Raw genomic sequence first — 19,904 nt, forward strand, 5'->3', positions numbered from 1 at the left:
TCCTTCGCATTTCGTAGGCAGAATAAGCATACCAAAATTTTCCTGTTCTATTTCTGAGCAAAAACTCATTCGGAGTCTTCGAAAGGATGGAAAAAATCCACCACTAGGAGAGAATGACTCCCGGCGGATGAATCAGAGAACTTCCCAAACTGCGAATCTTCTCTCCGGATATCGCCCAGGTCCGGGAGTGTACGACGAGGTATGCTTGCCGGATGGAAAATCCAGGGAAAAGTATGAGTTCCTTCTTCGGACATTCAATCATTTAGGCTCTCCCGAACTTAGGCGTAGAAAAGAAGACAGTCTTCGGATCCTGCAGGAGAGCGGAGTTACCTATAATGTCTATGGGGACGATCGAGAAAGAGTTTGGGGTCTGGACCTTTTTCCTCTTCTCATGGAGAGTAAGGAATGGGAAGGGATCGAAAGAGGACTCGCTCAGAGATCCGAATTACTCAATGAGGTCCTAAAGGATGCATACGGCCCCAGACGTCTCTTATTCGAGCGCAAGATCCCTCATGAAGTGCTTTTTCAATCCGGTGGTTTCTTAAGAGCCTGCGCTCCCGTTTACGATTCCACAAATTTTCGTTTGGCCTTCGTCGCTACTGACGTTAGTCGGGATCATCTCGGCAATCACTATGTGATCGGAGATCGTATCCAAGCTCCTTCCGGGTCCGGTTATGCCTTGGAGAACCGTATCGTTCTCTCCCGTATTTTTCCTTCTCTCTATAGGGATTCTCAAGTCCATAGAGTGGCTCTGTATTTTAGGGCCTTGCGTAAGACATTAAATTCCTTTTCTCCTACGAAGGACAGAGAACCACTGATCATCCTTCTTACTCCGGGGCCGGGGAATGAGACCTATTTCGAGCACGCGTACCTTGCCGGTTATCTGGGATATACTCTTGCTCAGTCCGAAGACTTAACTGTCCGAGAAAATAAGGTGTTCCTAAAGACTGTAGAAGGCTTGCAGCAAGTGGATGTGATCTTTCGTCGTGTGGACGATTGGTACATGGATCCTCTCGAATTAAAAGGAGATTCTCTTTTAGGAGTTCCCGGGATCTTGGGTGCAGTTCGCGCGGGCAACGTGGTGGTAGCAAATCCCATCGGTTCCGGTTTTTTGGAGAATCGTGCGATCCATGCTTATCTTTCTATATTATGTAAATTTTATCTAGGAGAGGAGCTCATTCTTCCGAATGTTCCTACTCTCTGGATGGGAGAAGAATCCTCTCGCAACGAAGTATTCTCTAACCCTCATAAATATGTGCTAAAACCGGCGATCCGTTCTCCTCTGGATCCTTCTATCTTTCTATCTTCTCTGAGCGATGCGGAGAAGGAGGAATGGAAACAAAGAGTGGGGGCAAGACCAGAACGTTATGTGGCTCAGGAGATACTGACCGGCTCCACATGTCCTATCTTCTCCGGAAACTCCGAAGAGTTATTGGTAGGGAAATCCGTATTACGTACATTTACCACTCTTTCCGAAAACGGATATATCTCCATGCCGGGGGGACTAGTTCGGGTTTCTCCTAAGCCGGATGAACTCATTATTACCAACCAAAGAGGGGCCATTTCCAAGGATCTGTGGATCCTGGCTTCGGAAGAGAAGAAAGAATTCAGTCTTCTTCCTGGGCATGTGGGAAGGATCCCTCTCCGAAGAAAGGGTTCCGGGATCCCGAGCCGGGTCGCGGACAATATGTTCTGGATGGGACGTTATGCGGAACGCGCAGAGAATATGTCCAGGCTCCTGCGCGAGACGGTCCACAAGATCCTGGAAGCCGAGGAGACGTATGAAAAGGAACAGTTCTCCCTTCTTCTTGGAGTCGTGGACCAATTGTCCGGATTCAGCACTCAATTCTTCGATCAGAACGGCGCGGACTCTTTGGATACGGTTCGAGAGAAGGTATTCGCTTTGGCAACTTCTCCTCATTCTTCCGGAAGTATTCGTCACGACTTGAATTTCTTTGTAGGTTCTAGTAAAGCAGTGCGAGATAGGATCTCGGACGATACCCGTTATTTGATCTCTAAGTTGGAATCCGAATACCCGAATAATTCCAGCTACGACGAGGTATTGGAATATTTACAAAAGCTTGTGAACCTATTCGCTTCTCTTTCCGGTCTTGCGAACGAGAGCATGAGTAGGGAAGCGGGTTTCTTCTTCTTAGATATGGGGAAGAGATTGGAGAGAGCTCAGTTTATTTCCAGATTGGTTCTCTCTGCGATGGAGAGGACTACCATTTATAATAAGGGGATCTTCGAGAGCCTATTGAATGTGACCGATATTCGGATCACCTATCGTCGTCGTTATAAGTATAGGATCGAAGCGGAGTCCGTGTTGGACATCCTTCTTTTCGATGAGAGTAACCCTAGATCCCTTGCCTTCCAGTTAGAAAGACTGAGAGAGAATACGATGTTCATATCCAGTGGCAAGGGAGAAGAGATCTCCGAAGAGATCCAGATACTCACCGATCTTTTGGCAAGATTCAACGAAGAAGACGCCAAAAGGATCTTCGAATATGCGGACCCTGCCGGCGGATTGAAACGTTGGCTCTTGGATATATTAGATATTTTGAAATCTCTTTCAGACGCAGTGGCGAAAAAATACTTCCGCTATGTGGAAAACCAGGTCAGATTGGGAGGGCCTTATGGCTGAGTATTCGATTCGACATCTGACCCATTATACGTATGAGAAGGAAGTATCTCACTGTTTGAACCTGGCCCATCTCTGTCCTACTTCCAACGATAGACAGATCTGTAGGGAACTGAGGATCGTCATCCTTCCTAAGCCAAAGGTGACCGAATTCAGAACGGATTATTTCGGAAACACCGTATATTCCTTCGCAGTGGAATCTCCTCATAAGATCCTCTCCGTTACCGCGGAAGCGAAGGTCTTTACTTCCGATCCGATCAAGAAGGATGTTGCTCCTCTTTCATTCAAGGAAGTCTTGGAAAAAATGAGATCTTCTACGGATAAGGATACTCTGGAAGCGCTGGAGTTTGTGGGGGATTCTCCCTTTATCGCACGCTCGAATTTATATAAGAATTTCTTGGAGAAGTATCTTCCTGCGGATCGTCCCTACTTGGATGCGGTTTTGGATTATGTGAAAAAGTTCAGAGAGGACTTTAAGTTTAAGGCGGGAAGTACTCATATCTATACCCCTTTAGAGGAAGTTTTGGATAAGAAGGAGGGAGTCTGCCAGGATTTCACTCATTTGTCCGTAGCGGCCTTTCGTTCTTTAGGACTTCCTTGCAAGTATGTGTCGGGTTATATAGAGACCTATCCTCCTCCCGGTAAGCCTAAGCTCCGAGGAAGCGATGCAACCCATGCATGGATCTCAGTGTACTGTCCCGGTGTAGGCTGGTCCGATTTTGATCCGACAAACGGAAAGGCGATCACAGAGGAATATATCCATACTTCTGTAGGTCGGGATTTCTCAGATGTTTCTCCTTTGAAGGGGATCCTATTCGGTGGAGGGAAGCACAAGCTCAAGGTCGAAGTGGATGTTTCTCCCATCGGAGATCCGGACGCGATCGGCAATCATATCTAATAACAAAAAAGCCCTCCTTTATGGGGAGGGCCAGTAATGGGTTCAGGTATATTGAGTTCTTTATGCTGGAGCTAAATCTCCGGAAACGAACCTCTTCCATGTATTCAGAGCTACCTTGAAATCGGACTCCGCTTCTTTGATCGCCTTCTTCTCAGCGTTCGTTTCGGAAGCCTTCAGATCGATCAGTCTTTGTTGAGACTCTTGCACTGAATTCCTAAGAGCTTCTAATCTTTCTTCAAAACCCTTGCTAAGAGCTTGGGACTTGGATTCGAGTTTGCCGCGAAGCTGCTTCTCATCCATGACCATTTTCTTACGCAGGATCTGCTCTTCGGAGATCGTCTTTCTATCGGAAGCTAATCCGAAGAAAGCGAAGGTATTGATCAACCATTTGGTTGGATCGTAATCGAACCAACGGATCCCGTTTCTGTAGTCCGCTTGGAACTCATGGTGGAAGTTATGATAACCTTCTCCGAAAGTAAAAAGTGCGATGATCCAGTTGTCTTTCGCAGTATGCTTGTCAGAGAAAGGTTGATCTCCCTTATAGTGAGCCAAGGAGTTTATGAAGAAGGTCATGTGATGGTTGACTGCAATTCTAAGAGAACCTGCAAGCAACAATCCACCTAACGCGTCTCCCCAAAGCGAGCAGAGAAGGGTAGGGAAGATAAATCCCATGAAGATCGCGATAGCGTAATAGTAATCATCTTGGAACTTAACTAATTTGTCTTCGTAGAGATCGTTTACATTCACAGGCGTCCTATGATCTCTATTTTCGAATAACCAAAGAATATGTGCATACCAGAATCCTTTGGTGATCGCATACGGATCTTCGTCTTTGTCGACAAAACGGTGGTGGATCCTATGGTCGGAACTCCATTCGATTACGGATTGCTGGAACGCAGCTGCGCCGAAAAGAATGTAGAAGAGTTTGACCGGAAAAGATGCCTTGTAAGCTCGATGAGAGAATAATCTGTGATATCCTCCGGTGATCGAGAGTCCGGTGGCAGCGGTCATGAATAGGTAAACCAACCACGTGTTTAAAGGGATTCCCCGGGTGAGGAGTAGTGCTCCTGTACCAATGACTCCAATGATTGGAGTCGCAATCAAGAAGATGGTAGTCTTCAGCGCTATTTTCTTTTTCGTTTGTTCCATATCGGTATTCCGGTCTTGGTTTTCCTGATACGAGCCAAAACCTTCCATTAGGTTGCAAAAAAAAAAATCCGGGTCCTGGAATTTTTCGGCCAGAGCCTTTCCTTGCCCAAAAATCTGTTTTTTCCTGGGGAGTTCCTACTAAGATGGAATTCCGGGCAGAGAAGCTCGAAGAGAGGATCCAGTGAGGGAAGAACTATTTCGACTCATCCAAAATCATGCATATCGGTTCAGAGAAGAGCCCTTTACCCTAGCGAGCGGAAAGAAATCCAGGCATTATTTCAATTGTAAAGAGATCACATTGCATCCGGAGAGACTGGAACTTCTCTGCAAATACATCGTCCAAAAGCATCTTCCTGAGACTGGCCTGGACGGAGCGGAAGCATTCGGAGGGCTGACCATGGGAGCGGACCCGATCTGTTTTGGGATCTCCTTGGAATTCAGAAAGCAGTTCAAGAATGTATTTCCTTTGATCGTGAGAAAACAAGCCAAGGATCATGGTACCAAGAATCTGGTGGAAGGGGGAGTGAACGCAGTAAAATCCTGTGTGGTCGTGGACGATGTGATCACGACCGGAGGTTCCACCCTGCAAGCGATCAAGAGCCTAAGAGATGCAGGACTGGAAGTCAAGGCTTGCATTTGCATCTTGGATAGGGAAGAAGGCGGAAAGGACGCGATAGAAGCGGAAGGCATACGGGTCTTTCCTCTCTTCAAGAAATCGGAATTCGGAAGCTTGGAATAGAATATGTCCGTATATAAATACGACTCTCCCGTTTTTAGAAAGAAGCTTCTCGTTCGCACCGGGCTAGTGCTTCTCGTTTTTCTAATATTCATCGGCGTGAGCGTGGTCCATTTGGACGAGGACAAGAAGCAGACATTCCTCACCACGTATCTGTTCTTGGGAGGAGTTCTCCTTCTTCTTTTAGTAAAGAATTATAATAGGCAATTGAAGATCCTACAAGGTGCAAGCGTAGAGATAGATGGTCCTGTCCTCAAGCAATGGAATGCGAAGGGTCAATGTATGGAGTTCGAATTCTCCGATCTGGAACATATAGAGAAGGATAGTTTTCGGGGTTACGATCGTATCCTCTTGATCACCAAGGAAGGGAATTATATCCCTCTTTTGAATCTGGAGAATATGGAGGGTTTCTTAAGCGAATTGGAAACAAGATCCGGCAAGAAGGCGACGATCATAGAGGGAGATACAAGGGTCCTGACTTGGAAAACACTTCTGTATTTCATTCCTTCTTTCGGGGCTGCGATCTCTTACGGGGTTGGGATCTGGCAGATAAAGCAAGATGCAATCTTTATCGTATTCATCGTGAATGCTCTTCTCTTCTTACTTATCTTTCCAAAGGATAGAATGGATACAGGCTACTCTGCCAGAAGAAGATATATTTTTATCCTTCTCGTCTTGCTTGCTGCCTTTGTGGCCCGGTATTTCGATCTGATCTAAACGAACGGGAGAATTCAGGAAGTAATGGATCCTGAGTTGGTGATGCCTTTTAGGATATTCATTTTCTTTTGAGCGAGTCTTCTTAATTCGATCATATCGTTTGCGTAGGCCTGGAGGCTTGCGTCTAGGCTCAAATGAGTTTCCATTTTCTGAATGCTATCTCGGACATATTTCAGATCCTCGAATTCTGTCAGCTTTCCGCCTAGGATGAGTTTGCGAATGGTATCGAATTCATACTTTCTCAGATGGATCCTGATCAGGAATTCCACTGAAAATTTGGAAGTCAATCTAGACCAAGGACTCTTGGGATTGTAAGGTACCTCGTTGGATGCGACCACATCCGAGGCTCTCTTGAAGCCTGGATTGCTTCCGGAAGGAGAAATCTCGTAATCCGGTATGTCCCTTGCGATCGTAGTGGGAGTTCCTGCCTTTTCCAATAATTCCGAAAGCAGGTTCCGACGACGATTATCGTCATATTCATTCGCGGAAGAAGTGAGAACCCTTTGGTATTCTTCCAACATGACGGATATGTTGATGAATCTACCCAGTGGAGTATTATTGTGCTCTTTGATCTTTGGGAATAGTTCGCGAGTGATCTGAAAGGGCGACTTACGTTTGTAATACGTAGCCTCGTAAGCTTTCTCTAATTTCTTCTCGGCATACGCTTTTAGGTCGGTCACGATCTTTAGATCGGCGTAGACATACGCGTCCACTCCCTGGTCCTGTTCCCTGGCATTTTTGGATTGTTCCGGAAGAACGATCTTGATGATGAATATATACTTTGCTTGGCGAAGTAATTCCAGGGAATGACGGATCTCGTTCGTTTCCCTAGAAAAGAAAGCCATCATATCTTTCAAAAAGGAATCGGAAGAAGGGATCTTATTATCTTCCTGCAGATTGGTTTTCTTGATCTCTTCGGCGAGTTCCAGGGCTATTTCTAGAGGGGTAGCCATCGAAGGAGTACCTTACTCGGACCTAGTCTGGAATCAAGATAGTTTTTCCTTATTCCGGGCTGAGTTGGAAGCTCATTTTTCTCAAGATCCGGAGCGGATAGATCGCGGAAGCCCAACCCAATATGGGTGCAAGTAGAAGGATCAGTACGGGTATGGTGGGTAAGAAGGAGAAGGTTAGGGTCCATCCGAACGCGTTCCGATTCACTACGTATAGAATGATGGGCGACATTACAAGGGAGGCTAGGATCCCGAATATAGCTCCGAGGCTAGTGAGATAGATCGCTTCCGTTTTTAGGATGGTTCCCAATTGTTCCGGAGAAGCCCCCAGATATTTGAGTAAACCAAGCATCCTTCTTTTATCATAAAGAGTGTGAACAAGAGAAGATAAAAGGGAGATTACGGAGATAAAGATTGCGGTAGCCTTCAGGGAATCCAGGACCCGAAAGACCTTGTTGATCTCGTAGAGATAGATCTCCCTAAGTTGCGCGGAATCCAAAAGACTTAGATCCTTGTATTCCGGGTTCGATCGGAAAAGTTCCAGTATCTTCTTCTTGGCACGTTCCTGGCCTATGGGACCGGAATATTCCTTGTTTAAGAAAAGCTTAATGGAATTCAAAGTCTGGAATCCGAAATTCTTTTCGTAAGAACGAATGTCCATCATGACAGTTCCTCTTTCCGAGAAGAAATGTTCTTTGATTCCTTGAATCCTGAATTGCTTTTTTCCCTGAGGGGTTTGAGAGAGTAAAATATCTCCGGCCTTCAATTTCTTTAAATATGCCATATTAGAAGAAATTAAAATATCCGTTTCTTGTTTCACTGAGTTCTCGATTCGTTCCGGTTTATCTGCATAGACCGAGAAATCATATGCGTGAAGAGTGAATGTGCCCAGATCCGTTTCGAATCCGGTATTCACTAAGAATCCATCCAAATAGGAGCTGATCCCGAGGCTTCGGATCTTCTCCGGGAGATCCTTTGGAACCCCTCCGTGGATTCCGGAATAGAAGAAGCGGTCGTTGATGATAGTAAAGTCGGAAGGATATTCCGAATCCACCCAATCGTTCAAAGACTTCTTGTAACTATCCGTAAGGATGGTCAGGCAAAGAACGAGAGAAACTGCGAGCATTACTGTAGCAGCGGTTAGGGTATTTCTCCCTGGATTTTCTTTCAGCTCTTCCAATCCGATCCTAAAAAAAGGAAATCCTTTGTCCGAACGATCGATCAGCTTGGAAGTCAAACGGCCGAATACGGAAAGTAAATAAGGAAAACTGAATGTGATCCCGATCACGATTCCTCCCACGCCCATGAGCCCAGGTAAAGGCAATTTCCAAGGTGAGGGGAGATTGGAGATAAGAAGGGAGCCTATAAATAATACCAGGCCGTACAATGCCAATTTTGGATCGGAGATACGCCTTTTCTCTTTTTGAGAATCTCGTAAAATGGAAATAGGAGGGATCTTGCCTGCTCGAATAGCCGGGTAAAGAGCGGAGACTACTGAGCCTACAATTCCCAAGGCGGCAGCGAGACTTAGATCCCAGGAGGAAACGGAGTTGTAAGTGGATAATAGATCCTTATCTACAAGGCCGGATTCCGGACGGAAGAAATCCAAACCGGAGAAGAAGATCCCTAAGAAAAGTCCGAGTATGGTCCCTAGAATTCCCAGCAGAACGGATTGGCTTAAGAAAAGTAGAATGGACCGATTTACATCCAAGCCTAGGGTTCGCAAGATACCTAGTTCTCTCTCCCTACTCAGGAAAAGTCCGGACATGGTATTGGAGACCATGAAGAATGCGATGAGTAAGGAGATAAAAGAAATTATGAGAAGGTTGAGTTGAAAAGAACGCAGTGCGCTTGCCGATCTTTCCTTGATCTCTTCCGAGGTCTCTATCTTTAAATGGGATCCCAGAGCGACTTGCAACTTTTGCTTTTCTTTCGAAAGATCCGAGCCAGAAGTCTTTAGAAGAAGATAATCGGGTCCTGTCCATTCTGGCATCTTGCCTTGTAAATAAGAGAGGTCTTCTATGATCAGAAAACCTCCCTCTATATCCACGGGAATATAATCCTGGAACTCTAAGGTTCGACCATTAACTAGAAGAGTAAAAGGTCCATTCTTGAATCTGTTCGCCAGTGCTCGGGATACATACGTTTTTTCTAATGGACCTGAACGATTCGGGTCCTTCTCCTCCGGTAGGGGAATGCCTAGATATTCTTTGGTCAGGTCCATTCCCAAATACAGGACCCGTATATTGTCGGAAGAGATCCCTTCCCTCTGGATGCGGGGCCGGATCAGAAGAATAGATCTGAGTTTCGGGTCTTTATAGATTTGGGTAAGCAGATCCCAAGGCGGGCTTTGATTCGGTTGCGGTGTGGAGATCTTAAGATTGAATTCTCCTTTCAGATATCCCATGGAAAAATCCACAAGGGACCTTTCCGCCTTATTTGCATTCGTGGTTGTGGATAAGAAGAGCCCGACTCCTAAGGCAATCCCAAGTAGCGCAAAGATAAACCTGGGCAAATGGGTCTTAAAGTATTCGTAGAGAAATAGAAAGTATAGTGTCATACTCTAAACACAGGGTCTTCTTGCGGAAGGATCAGGCCGTCCTTCATTTTCAATCGGATCTTTCCTTTTTCGCCGATCTCTCTATCGTGGGTTACGATAAACAAAGAGAATTTTTCCTTCTCCTGAAGCTCCAAAAGAAGCTCCAGGATCTTATGAGCGTGATAGGTATCCAAATTCCCTGTCGGCTCGTCTGCCAGAACGATACTTGGATTCTTGGCTAAGGCCCTTGCGATCGCGACCCTTTGCTGCTCTCCTCCGGAAAGTTCGTCTGGTTTATGCTTAAAACGATGGGATAGATCAACTTTTTCTAATGCGTTTTTTGCGATCTCTCGTGCTTTCGATTTCCCGATCCCGGCAATATAAAGGGGGAGGGCCACATTCTCGAGCGCACTCAAGTAAGGAAGTAGATGAAAGAATTGGAATATGATCCCGGTTTCCTCTCTTCTATAATTAGTGAGCTCTTCTTCGGAGAAGGTGGCGAGATCCTTTCCCCCGACCCAAACTTCACCGGAATCGGCTTTGTCGATCCCGGAAAGAATATTCAAGAATGTGGATTTGCCCGAGCCGGAAGGGCCCATTAGGGTCAAAAAAGTATCGGGAACATCCAACTGGATCCCTTTCAAGACCGGAACGGAATGAGTGCCATTCCGGTAAGACTTGATCAGATTGCGAATGATGATTCGATTCGTCGGATTCGACATGGGCCTATTTTCAATCTTCCGAGAGAATGGCAAGTGAAATGCGACGGCCCCCGCTCCGGGGCTTGGGTGGGGGGAGCGGTTCGTGGGAGCGCGAAGGCCTCTCTATATCACACCTCCGCCCACCTCTCCACAGAAAAACAGCGACAACCGGGCGTCTTACCGCCCGAGCCTCAGGTTATCGCGTAATTCTCGCGAATTCAATTCCTTGGTAATAGTGACGGAGGATTTCCGCATACGTGTAGTTCTGCTTCGCCATACCGAAGCTTCCCCATTGGCTAAGTCCCACTCCGTGACCGGAGCCCATTCCCTTGATCAGAAATCCTTCGTGGTCTCTTTTGATCCCGAAGCGTAAGGATTTCACGGAGGCGCCCAGTAGATTTCTGAATTCCTTTCCTTTGATCTTGGAGGTTCCTTGTTTCCCGATGACTTCGAGAAGATCCACTCTACCGGATGGAGTTCTGGAAAGGACTTGGATGGATTGAACGGAGCCCACTCCTAAAGAAGAGAGATTGCTGTCCATGCGCTCTTGGCTTAAAATATCCTTCCAAACAAAATTGTCTCCGGCTTCATCGAATTTAGAAGAAACAGATTCCAAATAAGGCAAACGCTTTCCTCCCCAGACTTGGTCAGGAGTTTCGGTTTTTCCTCCGCTGTTGGAATGGAAGAACATATGGATCGGATCTTCATCATAAATTGCTAATACACCTTCTGTGTCACGGACTGCCTGTGTGGTTTTAGGATTTTCCTTGTCCATTCCGGCATAGGCTTGCGAATTCACAGTGGCTTCCACATCGTAGTCGGCGTTTCTTTTGTTCAGGATCTCGCGAACTGCATAGGTGCGGGAGCAGATCGCCTGAGCCTTTAACGCTTCCAAAGGCCAGCCTGCGGGGACTTCTGAAGGAACGACTGCGAACAGATACTCTTCTAGAGGAATGCGATTGATGACTAAGAAGGATCCGCTCTTGTCCGGTTGCAGTAGGATCTCTCCTCTGACTTTTCTTCCTTTGTATTCTAGGCCGGGGTTATCCGCTACGAATCGGATCGGAGCCTTGAGTTTTCGAATGTCCAAGGAGACATGGTCGTATGCTCTTTTAATGAGAAGATCATTCACATCGTAAACGAAAATGACCCCGTCGGATTTTACCATTAGATCAGACTCAGCTTTTCCTAAGAAGACTCGGATCTTATCGCTGGACTTGATCGCGTGAGGTCCGTTCCAGGGCTTGATAATGATCGTATTACATCCCCAAGCTGCCAGGACTAAGAATGAGAATAAAATAGATTTGAGTCGGTTCATGTGTACCTTCGGAAAATGCCTTTGGGTACTTATATCGAGAGAAAACCGAGATCCCTTCAGCGATTTTTCGGCAAGAAGAGTGCCACCGCTTCCATATGAGGGGTTTGGGGGAAGGGATCGCAAAGTAGGAATTGACTCATCTCGTAACCTTCTTCCAAAAGTTTACTGTCTCTTAATAGATTTTCCGGATTACAGGAAACGTAGAAGAGTTGTTTGACCGGATTCTCATTCAAGAAGGAGCAAAGTTCCGGACTCAGACCGCTACGAGGAGGATCCGCGATAACCACAGAATCCTGCCAGGGAAGATCGGCAGAACTCATCTTGGCCATTCCCTTCTTATGAAAAAGATCGAAGGCCAAGAATTCTATCTTCTTCTCCGGAAATTCCTTCTGCAGACTTTCTTCTCCAGCGGAAACAGAAGAAGGAACTATATCGATCCCTAAAATATGAGAGAAGGACTCCCCAAAGAGCAGGGAAAAGAATCCGCTCCCACAAAATAGATCCACGAGAGTTCCGGAGCCGATTAAGTTCGCTCGGATGAATTCAAGGATCTGTAGGAACTCCTTTGGGTTGGGTTGGAAGAATCCGTCGAAAGGAACCTTGAATTTCCTTCCCCAGATCTCTTCTTCCAAAAAGGAATTTCCGCGGATGGCAAGAGCTTCTCCGGAGGCGGAGACCTCTCCTTTTCTGCGATTGAAGCAGAATACGATATTCTTTGCGAGAGAGATCTCTTTTACTTTTTCGGAGACTTCTTCTAAGAGGGGACTTGTGCGAAAATCTTCGGTAAAAGTGAAGATGCTAAGAGAATCTTCCGTGAAGACAGACTTGCGAAGAGTGATATATTTTAGGAATCCTGTCTCCTTCTTTCGATCGTATTCCAGATCCGGAAAGGCCTCGAGGATCTTTGGAAGTACTCTCATTTCCTCATTGGCCCAATCGGATTGGATCGGACAGGTTTCCAGGGGAATGATCCTTCTGAAGTTGCCCGCCATTCTAAGGCCGATGACTCGGTTAGGAAAGACTGCGAAGTCCATCCGATTCCTATAGGAATATTGGGAAGAGGCCGGAGACGTTTGCGTCTTTTCTAATTTAACATTTTGTAATTCTTTGAGAACAGGCGCTGACTTCAGAGCGAATTGACTGGAATACGCGAGATGTTGTCCTGCGCAGCCTCCGCATTCCCCAAACTTAGAACATAAAGGAGAAGCCGATCTTTTTTCCAAATGCTCTGCTTGCCATTTGAAGAATATCTTTCTCTTTCCGAATTTATAGACTGTGTATTTGTCGCCGGGAATAGAGTAGGGGATCTCTATCTTCTTCTTATTTATGAAACCTTCTCCTCTTAGATTGGGGAGAAGGCGCTCTATTTCTAAACTACCGAAGGGCTCCTGATCGAACATGAGAATCGTTTAAGAACGAATCTCCACATTCTCCAAGCCTTGGTTCGTAAATATTTCTTCGTACTTGCTGATATAGGGGGCTTCTTTTTCGATCCTTTCTTCGATGGCCATTCCTGCGATCCCGGACTCTCCGTGCTCTTCTAGAAAATCACGGCGAGCCATTCTATGGATCAGCTCGTCCCAGAAGAGTTCATTATCATAATCGGAAATGATATCGAATATATCCGTCTGGTCCTCGAACTTGCGGGTAGGATAATAGATATCGTCAGCGGCATCGTAATCTACGAATTCCTGCTTTCCAAAATCTTTTGCAAAGGAAAGTATGTATTGCTCGAGTTCGGCGTAGGAGTTGGATTCTTCTTCCCCTTCGTTGAATGCGTTGATCATCCAACTTGAAATCGCGATGGATTTAAGCAAGGTCTCGTATTGCTCGGGTGTGAACTCAATTTTCATGAATAATCCTCGAATTAGGGTCAATTTTAACCGGAGATCTCAAGGGGCTACCAGATTTTTGATCAGACATTCCTTTGTTCTTCTAGTTCTACTCACCTTTTGGAGCTGCTCTAGTACGCAAAGATTCGACAAGTTGTCAAAGGAAAAGCCGGAAGTTTCCGCTGTTTATATACTTCGTCCATCCCGAGTGGCCCAATCCCTTTTCTCTTTCGAGGTAGAATTGTTTCGATACGAGGGGAACTTTAAGTCCGGCAAGAGAGAATCCGTTGGAAAGTGGAGCTTGGACTCCGGAGAATACAAACTCTCAGAATTGGAACCGGGATTTTATGCGTTAAAGTGCAGGGACGCGGAGAAGATCTTTTTCGCAAAGCAAGGAGAGAGACAATTCCTCTCCCTCGAATTATTTAATACGGGCACCTTCACTCTTCCGGAACTGGTTATCCAAGAATTAGATGTGGAGAAGGCGCTACGCCTCCTCCTCGAAGGGAACAGGATGTATTCCCTCACTGAAACTTCGGGTTCTGAGAAGTAAGCTGGTCCACATATTTTAAGAAGTTCCCGGCTCCCTTGGACCTTCCCATCTGCATCCAATCTAAATGCTTGGCTCCCTTGATCTCCCAGAATAGTTTTGGATCCTTTGCCTTCTCGAAAAGTTCCATCCCATTCGGAAAGGAAACCACATCGTCTTCCGTTCCATGCACAAGAAGAAGTCTTGTAGGGGAAATTTGGTCGATGGTATCTCCCGGACTCAAGTGATCCGAAAAGAATAAGCTCACAATAGAACCTACAGGGGCAAAGAATACACGATCCGCGATCGTCTTTGCCACATGGGAATAATATGCAAAACTCCCGTCCGCAACCACAAGTAAGAGTCCGTCTTTGTTCTTCATTTCACCTACTCCTCGTAAGGCGATTGCTCCTCCTAGACTTTGTCCGTAGACGATCCAAGGGATACCCACCTTACGAGCTCTCTCTTGTGCAAAATCCAGGATCTCCTTTGAATCTTGGTGGATCTCTTCTTTGTCTGCTTCTCCTTCGGATTCGCCATAACCTCTATAGTCCCAGGTGATGAGCTCGTATCCTCTTTCCACCATCCAGACGAGAGTGATATAATGACTGCTCATATTCTCACCGTTCCCATGGAACTGCAGAATACTGGCCTTTGCCTGGCCTTTAGGTTTAAAGATCCAAACTCGGACGAGCGTTCCATCCTTCATTTTTAAGAAGAATCTTTCGGGTTGGAACCCTAACTTCTCCGGTTCAATATACGTCTCCCTTGTGGGATGATAGAGCATCCCTCCGCAATAAACGGAAAAGAGAAGAAGAAGGGATAGCAATACCGAATTAAAATTGATACACATAGGAAAAACTAGCTTCATTATAATTTCTCTGGGCCTTGGCCTCTAACCTAAGCTCATGGTTTGGATGGATCGCATATCGCAAGCCCAACTGAGCCTTGTAATCGTTCGGCACATTGTATATTCCAAAAGCATAATAGTGCAGGGAAAGCACCGCCTTAAAAGAGTCGAAATTTGCGACAAAATAAGCGGCACCTTGCGGAGCTATAACCGCATTCGTATCGTAGCGTCCGTTGTACCTTCCTTTGAAGCCGGCTTGCACGGAGAATAGAAAACGTTTCGCACCCGGAGAGAATTCGTCCTGGAAACTGTATCCTGCGGTGGCTTCTAAATTCGCATTCGTTACCCTTTCGAATCTGTCCTTTCCCGCATCCCTTTCGAATTGGGCCAAAGAATAAGAGCCGTACACAGGATTCACGTAGGCCTCGTAACGAAGAGCGTTTCTTTGTCGGTCCTTATTCTTTTCATACACCGAAGAATCTGCCCCCGAATCCACAAAATAGGAAACGGATTTTCCCAAAGAATTATAAGGGGTCAAAGAAAGAAGGCGCACAAAATGGAAATCCTCCAGATGGAGTTTCTTTGTATTCTCGTAATATCTTGCCTTGAACGAAAAATAATCCACAGAAGAATTCGGAACGTATCCGGTATCCGTATTCAGAAGATCGTGGATAGCGGCCCTATAGCCGAACCCGTAAAAAGTTCCTAGATTGGATGTTCCTACTTCGTTGTATAAAGCGGAACTTCCATGGGAAACGTGAGGGCTCTGGGTGATCGGATCATTCTTAGAATCGTCGTAATCCGTATTGATCTTGCTTCGGAACAAAAGAAGTTGTTTATAATTCTCGTTTTGGTTTGGAAAAGGATCTCTTTCCATTCTCCTGAATTGAAAAGAGTCCATAAGAGAATCCGTAAGTAAAGAAATTCGAATATTCTTATTTTCCTGGTTCGCAAACAGAGGGGCTATATCCCCATTCCCGATGATCTTTTCGTAGAGTCCTCTTTCCTCCTCGTTCATGCTGCGCACTTTCTGCAATATCTTGCTGTGTAAGGATGGTCTGTATTTGATCTCTTTGACCAGATTTGCCTGTTCTATATACTTCTTTACGGTGTCGCCGGGGATCACGAAAGGAGCCCTGTCTCTCAGATGAAGGGTAGGCCTCGCTACTTCCAATAAAGAAAGAAGGTGATACGAACAGTTCTCATCCAAGAAGTAATAATCGAAGGAAGCAGAGCCCAATTCCCAAATATGCCGTGTCATTCGCAGGACCTCGTTTTGGTTTAGGCTCAATTCATATTCCCAAAGGTCCCGACTTTCCGTATCATTATATTCGCCGATCTTTATATAGTACGGAAACAAGGAAAATACCCCGGGATATCCTCCCATCAAACCTCCCACCGCATATACGATCGCATTCGTTGAATTCGGATCCGCATTCGCAGCATAGTTCACCGCATATTCCAGGATATCCTTTCTGTCCTCGTTCGCAGAATCGATCTTTAAGAGAGTATGACCGAAGATGGAGGCAGGAGCATTCATATAATACGAAGCGAATATGATCTTAGCTGCCTTAGGATTTAGGGTACTTATCCATTTCTCATAGCGGGAACAATCCGCAGGCGCCAGATCGGAAGTCTGAATCCCTAGTTCTTCCTGGAGCCACCTAGTTCTTTCCGGGAATTTACAGCGAGGATGCATCCAGTTCTTATCTTCCGGATTGGGAGAAGAAGCTGGGGATAAAATAGCGTTTAACGTAGATAGAAGTTCTTCCTTGGGATTTTTCTTTCCCTTAGGAGCAAGGAAGAAAGAAGTAGAATCCGCCTCACTCTCCCAGCCGAGAGTAGACTTGGTATAGTGGAGAAGAAGGATCCAATACCGATCTTCCCAAAGTTTCTTAGATTCCGCGATTTGTTTGTACTTTGAGAAGGGCTCCGGCTCCGTCGCAAAAATAGAATGAATGGGGAAAAAGAGAAAAATTAGAAATACAAGGTATTTCGATTTGAGAGGCAAACTTGGATTCTTTACGTTTTTATGATTAAGAAAGCTCTTCTTCCTTTCGGAAGAAGAGCGATATCGCTTTTAAAAAGCTTAGATCTTGCAGCTGGAAGCCAGAACTGCGTTAGAAGCTACTTCAGCTCTCATTCTTTCCAAGAAAGAATCAGGAGAGTTTTGGTTGAATAGGTCGGAGAATTTCTCTCTTCCTACTTTTCCGAAAGTGGCTTTGTCAGAGCAGCCCATCAAAGAAGCGAAAGCTTCCATCTTCTCACCGGATCCTTTTGCAAATTCTTGCTCCAGGGATTGGTAGTTCAAGTGAACGAAGATCTGTTGCTCCATTTCCTTTTGGCTGAAACCGCTAGTTTCACAGTTCAAAGTTCCTGTGGAGATCCCGAAGGTTTGGTTTCCTAAGGTAGCGTTTACGGTCGCTCCGATCACTTGGTGAACTTTTTTGTTCTCGGTGATCACGATGGAACCCAAGCCGCAACCCGATGCTCCGTATCCTTTAGCGGAAACGAAATAAAGAGGAGCTGCGAACAATGCTAAAAATAGAGATAATGCTAATATTCTTTTCATCTGCTATTTCCTTATAGTTTGCAATTTTTAGAAAGGACTGCGTCTTTTTTGATCCCTTCTTTCACCGCGCTGAGTAAGGAAGAAGGAGTGGTCTCTTCTTGGAAGAATTGGCCGAAATTAGTTTTAGTGTAAGCTCCAAGCGCGCTATCGGAAGAACATCCGAGTAGGCTAGAAAGAGCTTGCAGTTTCTCTCCTTTTCCTTGTGCCATTTCCATTTCCAAAGAGTTGAAGTTCACAGAAACGAAAACTTCTTGTACTTTTTCATTGCGGACCAATCCGTCGGTGGCGCAGTTGGAAGTTCCGGTGGTGATCCCGAAAGTTTGGTTTCCAGATGTGCCGTTTGTGGTAGCTGCAAGAATTTGCAAGATCGCCTTATTCTCTTTGAAAACTATAGAGCCTAAGCCACAGCCGGCAGCACCATAATCCGCAGCGGATACAGAAATTCCCGAAGATAGGCCGAGCAATCCCGCGAGCCCTATCGCTAGAAGTTGTTTTTTCATAAACAAACCTCTCCTTCCTTTTGATTGGAAAATATAAAATTCCTCGAAAAAGGGTATGTCAACTAGAAATAAATTGCTGAGAGGCCTGTGTTCGTTATTGATTTTTGCTAGAAACTTACTTGCGTTTATCGGACAAAAATCAAGTTCCCCTTTTTTTGGGAAAAATCCGTTTTTAACTCTTGACGCAAGATTTTAAGACCAAAAGATCCCTTTTTGTGTTTAAGCGAAACAAAGAAGTATAACGCTTTTATCGCAAAATTATTTTCTTATAGATTATAAAATATGCATAGAGCTTGCGATCTACTTTGTGATGCAAATAAGCGAAAATAAAACATAGAAACTTGTTTGGAGTAAGAAACATGAAAAAGAGTTTAATGGCGATCGCTTTGATCGGAATGCTCACCTTGACCAATTGTATCCCTTTCGTCTACGGGTCGATCTACACTGATGTCACTGAAAATGCGACTATCTTTAACAGAGACAATTCCCAAAAAGACGGAGTCGGAGAAAAAAGTGGAGAGGCATGTGCATCTTCTATCCTGAACCTGATCGCTACCGGTGATGCAGGTATCAAAGCGGCTGCAAAAAAAGGTGGAATGAAAGTCGTTAAGGCGATCGACCACAACAGATCGAACGTACTCGGTTCAGTTTACGTTTCTTCTTGCACAATCGCTTACGGAGATTGATCTCTCCAAAGGTTTTGTTGGATGGGCTAAACCGATCCTGCTTGCTTTGCGAGTGGGTTGAATCTACATGGTTTTGAGATTCAATTGATAAAACCCTGTGTTAAAAATGAAAGGTCGCGGCGGTTCAAATAGTCGCGGCCTTTTTCTTTATTTGCCCATGAGATCTATATTATTTACTTCGAATATTCCGACCGTATTCCTTTTTTCTTTGTTGTTGTCTGCTTTGGTCGCTTGTCGGGCAGATGGAAAGCTTACGGCTCCCGAAATTCCTCCAGGCTACAAGAAGGTTTCCTGCAATATTTCTGCCTATAGGGTCTCCAATCTATGCGAGGATGAAAAAGCGTATTTGGATTGGGCGACAAGTGCGTATCCTGAGATGAATGCGTTGAGTAGTCTAACGGAAGCCAACCTTCTGAAAATCTCAGAAGAAACGGAGGATATAGACAAGGGTGCCGCTTTATTTTACCAAAGGGTAATTACCGATCCGAAGAACAAAAGATTCCTAGAATACTTGGATAAGAAAGAAGCGGATTTCAAACAGCAGCGACCCGATTTCAGTGGCAAAAAGACGGTACTTGCCATGGTACCGGGAATGTTCTATGCGGATAATCCGGAAGTGGGGGCCGATGGAGCCGCCTTACGTAAATTGGCTTCGAATGTCGGAATTCGATCGGATCTGATCCCGGTAGGGCAAGCATCTCCGGCCTCAGAAAACGCAAAGACCATTTGCGAATATTTGGAATTTCTAAGTCCTGATGAAACAGTGATCATCGCTTCTCCTAGCAAGGGTTCGGCAGATTTTAGGACTGCGATCGAGACTTGCGGGAAAGAACCTTATTTTAAGAAGGTAAGAGGTTGGTACAGCATTGGTGGCATTCTAAAAGGATCTAGAATGATAGAAGGAGTTCTGGACGATTTTTGGACCAGATTGGAAGTCCGCACATATTTCTTCTTTAAAGGGTATGATTGGAGTGGGTTTCTCTCCATTCGCAAGGGAAAAGACGCTCCATTGGATAAGGATTGGGAACTTCCTTCCGGGATACAAATGATCAATGTGGTGGGAGTCCCTCTGTTTAGGCATGTAAGTCTGCGCGCCAGACCATATTATAATTTTTTAATGAATTACGGGCCGAACGACGGAATTATCCTTTTATCGGATGCATTGCATCATGGAAGTCTTGTGTATCCCTCTTTTAGGAACGATCACTACTTTCTCAGAGGAATGCCAGAAGCGAAAATACTCGCAATGATCGCTTATCTTCTGGAAGCCGATCCGGTAAAATGAC

Annotated in this window: 18 protein-coding genes; 7 read left to right on the plus strand and 11 right to left on the minus strand. The window is 45.4% G+C overall.

Features of this window, described 5'->3' with window-relative positions; genetic code table 11:
* Nucleotides 1-127 precede the first annotated feature (127 nt).
* Nucleotides 128-2,644 carry a circularly permuted type 2 ATP-grasp protein gene (locus EHO57_RS16320; RefSeq protein WP_135641850.1) on the plus strand — a complete coding sequence of 839 codons (2,517 nt, stop codon included), beginning with the start codon at nt 128-130 and terminating at the stop codon, nt 2,642-2,644.
* Nucleotides 2,637-3,539: a transglutaminase family protein gene (locus EHO57_RS16325; RefSeq protein WP_135641852.1), complete on the plus strand. Its 903-nt coding sequence runs from the start codon at nt 2,637-2,639 to the stop codon at nt 3,537-3,539. Before EHO57_RS16320 ends, EHO57_RS16325 begins: the two co-directional genes overlap by 8 nt.
* Before the next feature lie 60 nt (nt 3,540-3,599).
* Here EHO57_RS16325 and EHO57_RS16330 read toward each other — a convergent pair whose 3' ends face one another.
* The gene (locus tag EHO57_RS16330; RefSeq protein WP_135641854.1) at nt 3,600-4,688 is read right to left on the minus strand and encodes an acyl-CoA desaturase; all 1,089 of its coding nucleotides are present in this window, start codon (nt 4,686-4,688) and stop codon (nt 3,600-3,602) included.
* Between the two features lie 181 nt (nt 4,689-4,869).
* Here EHO57_RS16330 and pyrE point away from each other — a divergent pair, with 181 nt between their 5' ends.
* Both pyrE and EHO57_RS16340 read left to right on the plus strand, forming a co-directional pair.
* The gene (gene pyrE / locus EHO57_RS16335; RefSeq protein WP_135641856.1) at nt 4,870-5,427 is read left to right on the plus strand and encodes an orotate phosphoribosyltransferase; all 558 of its coding nucleotides are present in this window, start codon (nt 4,870-4,872) and stop codon (nt 5,425-5,427) included.
* A gap of 3 nt (nt 5,428-5,430) precedes the next feature.
* A complete protein-coding gene (locus tag EHO57_RS16340; protein WP_135641858.1) occupies nt 5,431-6,141 on the plus strand; it encodes a hypothetical protein in 711 nt (236 codons plus the stop codon).
* A 14-nt stretch (nt 6,142-6,155) separates the two neighbouring features.
* Here EHO57_RS16340 and EHO57_RS16345 read toward each other — a convergent pair whose 3' ends face one another.
* The 6 genes from EHO57_RS16345 to EHO57_RS16370 all read right to left on the minus strand — a co-directional run bounded on the left by EHO57_RS16345 (nt 6,156) and on the right by EHO57_RS16370 (nt 13,502).
* Nucleotides 6,156-7,094, minus strand: a complete 939-nt coding sequence (locus tag EHO57_RS16345) for a hypothetical protein (RefSeq protein ID WP_135641859.1) — start codon at nt 7,092-7,094, stop codon at nt 6,156-6,158.
* A gap of 49 nt (nt 7,095-7,143) precedes the next feature.
* Complete coding sequence (locus EHO57_RS16350; RefSeq protein ID WP_135641861.1) at nt 7,144-9,651, minus strand: FtsX-like permease family protein; 2,508 nt, start codon at nt 9,649-9,651, stop codon at nt 7,144-7,146.
* The gene (locus tag EHO57_RS16355) at nt 9,648-10,352 is read right to left on the minus strand and encodes an ABC transporter ATP-binding protein (protein ID WP_135641862.1); all 705 of its coding nucleotides are present in this window, start codon (nt 10,350-10,352) and stop codon (nt 9,648-9,650) included. Before EHO57_RS16355 ends, EHO57_RS16350 begins: the two co-directional genes overlap by 4 nt.
* 175 nt (nt 10,353-10,527) lie before the next feature.
* Nucleotides 10,528-11,649 carry a SpoIID/LytB domain-containing protein gene (locus EHO57_RS16360; RefSeq protein ID WP_135641864.1) on the minus strand — a complete coding sequence of 374 codons (1,122 nt, stop codon included), beginning with the start codon at nt 11,647-11,649 and terminating at the stop codon, nt 10,528-10,530.
* Nucleotides 11,650-11,705: 56 nt separating this feature from the next.
* The gene (gene rlmD / locus EHO57_RS16365) at nt 11,706-13,049 is read right to left on the minus strand and encodes a 23S rRNA (uracil(1939)-C(5))-methyltransferase RlmD (RefSeq protein ID WP_135641865.1); all 1,344 of its coding nucleotides are present in this window, start codon (nt 13,047-13,049) and stop codon (nt 11,706-11,708) included.
* 9 nt (nt 13,050-13,058) lie between these two features.
* Nucleotides 13,059-13,502: a hypothetical protein gene (locus EHO57_RS16370; protein WP_135641867.1), complete on the minus strand. Its 444-nt coding sequence runs from the start codon at nt 13,500-13,502 to the stop codon at nt 13,059-13,061.
* Nucleotides 13,503-13,635: 133 nt separating this feature from the next.
* Here EHO57_RS16370 and EHO57_RS16375 point away from each other — a divergent pair, with 133 nt between their 5' ends.
* On the plus strand, nt 13,636-14,034 hold the full coding sequence (locus tag EHO57_RS16375) for a hypothetical protein (RefSeq protein WP_246050758.1): 399 nt from the start codon (nt 13,636-13,638) through the stop codon (nt 14,032-14,034).
* Here EHO57_RS16375 and EHO57_RS16380 read toward each other — a convergent pair.
* The 4 genes from EHO57_RS16380 to EHO57_RS16395 form a co-directional block, all read right to left on the minus strand.
* Nucleotides 14,006-14,881 carry an alpha/beta hydrolase gene (locus EHO57_RS16380; protein WP_135641870.1) on the minus strand — a complete coding sequence of 292 codons (876 nt, stop codon included), beginning with the start codon at nt 14,879-14,881 and terminating at the stop codon, nt 14,006-14,008. The genes EHO57_RS16375 and EHO57_RS16380 overlap by 29 nt on opposite strands.
* On the minus strand, nt 14,847-16,871 hold the full coding sequence (locus EHO57_RS16385) for an Lnb N-terminal periplasmic domain-containing protein (protein WP_135641871.1): 2,025 nt from the start codon (nt 16,869-16,871) through the stop codon (nt 14,847-14,849). The genes EHO57_RS16380 and EHO57_RS16385 overlap by 35 nt, the downstream gene beginning before the upstream one ends.
* Before the next feature lie 78 nt (nt 16,872-16,949).
* Complete coding sequence (locus tag EHO57_RS16390; protein WP_135641872.1) at nt 16,950-17,432, minus strand: DUF3015 family protein; 483 nt, start codon at nt 17,430-17,432, stop codon at nt 16,950-16,952.
* An 11-nt stretch (nt 17,433-17,443) separates the two neighbouring features.
* Nucleotides 17,444-17,932 carry a DUF3015 domain-containing protein gene (locus EHO57_RS16395; protein ID WP_135641874.1) on the minus strand — a complete coding sequence of 163 codons (489 nt, stop codon included), beginning with the start codon at nt 17,930-17,932 and terminating at the stop codon, nt 17,444-17,446.
* A gap of 359 nt (nt 17,933-18,291) precedes the next feature.
* Here EHO57_RS16395 and EHO57_RS16400 point away from each other — a divergent pair, with 359 nt between their 5' ends.
* Both EHO57_RS16400 and EHO57_RS16405 read left to right on the plus strand, forming a co-directional pair.
* Entirely contained in the window at nt 18,292-18,618 is a 327-nt protein-coding gene (locus EHO57_RS16400; protein ID WP_135641875.1) for a TRL domain-containing protein, read from the plus strand.
* Between the two features lie 157 nt (nt 18,619-18,775).
* The gene (locus EHO57_RS16405) at nt 18,776-19,903 is read left to right on the plus strand and encodes a hypothetical protein (protein ID WP_135641877.1); all 1,128 of its coding nucleotides are present in this window, start codon (nt 18,776-18,778) and stop codon (nt 19,901-19,903) included.
* Nucleotide 19,904 lies beyond the last annotated feature (1 nt).

The sequence above is a fragment of the Leptospira langatensis genome, assembly GCF_004770615.1.
Taxonomy (GTDB): Bacteria; Spirochaetota; Leptospiria; order Leptospirales; family Leptospiraceae; genus Leptospira_B; species Leptospira_B langatensis.

Bases quoted from the DNA above. Each gene is read 5' to 3' on its own strand.
- EHO57_RS16320 (WP_135641850.1), top strand. From the start codon at position 128: ATGAATCAGAGAACTTCCCAAACTGCGAATCTTCTCTCCGGATATCGC.
- EHO57_RS16325 (WP_135641852.1), top strand. From the start codon at position 2,637: ATGGCTGAGTATTCGATTCGACATCTGACCCATTATACGTATGAGAAG.
- EHO57_RS16330 (WP_135641854.1), bottom strand. From the start codon at position 4,688: ATGGAACAAACGAAAAAGAAAATAGCGCTGAAGACTACCATCTTCTTG.
- EHO57_RS16340 (WP_135641858.1), top strand. From the start codon at position 5,431: ATGTCCGTATATAAATACGACTCTCCCGTTTTTAGAAAGAAGCTTCTC.
- EHO57_RS16345 (WP_135641859.1), bottom strand. From the start codon at position 7,094: ATGGCTACCCCTCTAGAAATAGCCCTGGAACTCGCCGAAGAGATCAAG.
- EHO57_RS16350 (WP_135641861.1), bottom strand. From the start codon at position 9,651: ATGACACTATACTTTCTATTTCTCTACGAATACTTTAAGACCCATTTG.
- EHO57_RS16355 (WP_135641862.1), bottom strand. From the start codon at position 10,352: ATGTCGAATCCGACGAATCGAATCATCATTCGCAATCTGATCAAGTCT.
- EHO57_RS16360 (WP_135641864.1), bottom strand. From the start codon at position 11,649: ATGAACCGACTCAAATCTATTTTATTCTCATTCTTAGTCCTGGCAGCT.
- rlmD (WP_135641865.1), bottom strand. From the start codon at position 13,049: ATGTTCGATCAGGAGCCCTTCGGTAGTTTAGAAATAGAGCGCCTTCTC.
- EHO57_RS16370 (WP_135641867.1), bottom strand. From the start codon at position 13,502: ATGAAAATTGAGTTCACACCCGAGCAATACGAGACCTTGCTTAAATCC.
- EHO57_RS16380 (WP_135641870.1), bottom strand. From the start codon at position 14,881: ATGAAGCTAGTTTTTCCTATGTGTATCAATTTTAATTCGGTATTGCTA.
- EHO57_RS16390 (WP_135641872.1), bottom strand. From the start codon at position 17,432: ATGAAAAGAATATTAGCATTATCTCTATTTTTAGCATTGTTCGCAGCT.
- EHO57_RS16395 (WP_135641874.1), bottom strand. From the start codon at position 17,932: ATGAAAAAACAACTTCTAGCGATAGGGCTCGCGGGATTGCTCGGCCTA.
- EHO57_RS16400 (WP_135641875.1), top strand. From the start codon at position 18,292: ATGAAAAAGAGTTTAATGGCGATCGCTTTGATCGGAATGCTCACCTTG.
- EHO57_RS16405 (WP_135641877.1), top strand. From the start codon at position 18,776: ATGAGATCTATATTATTTACTTCGAATATTCCGACCGTATTCCTTTTT.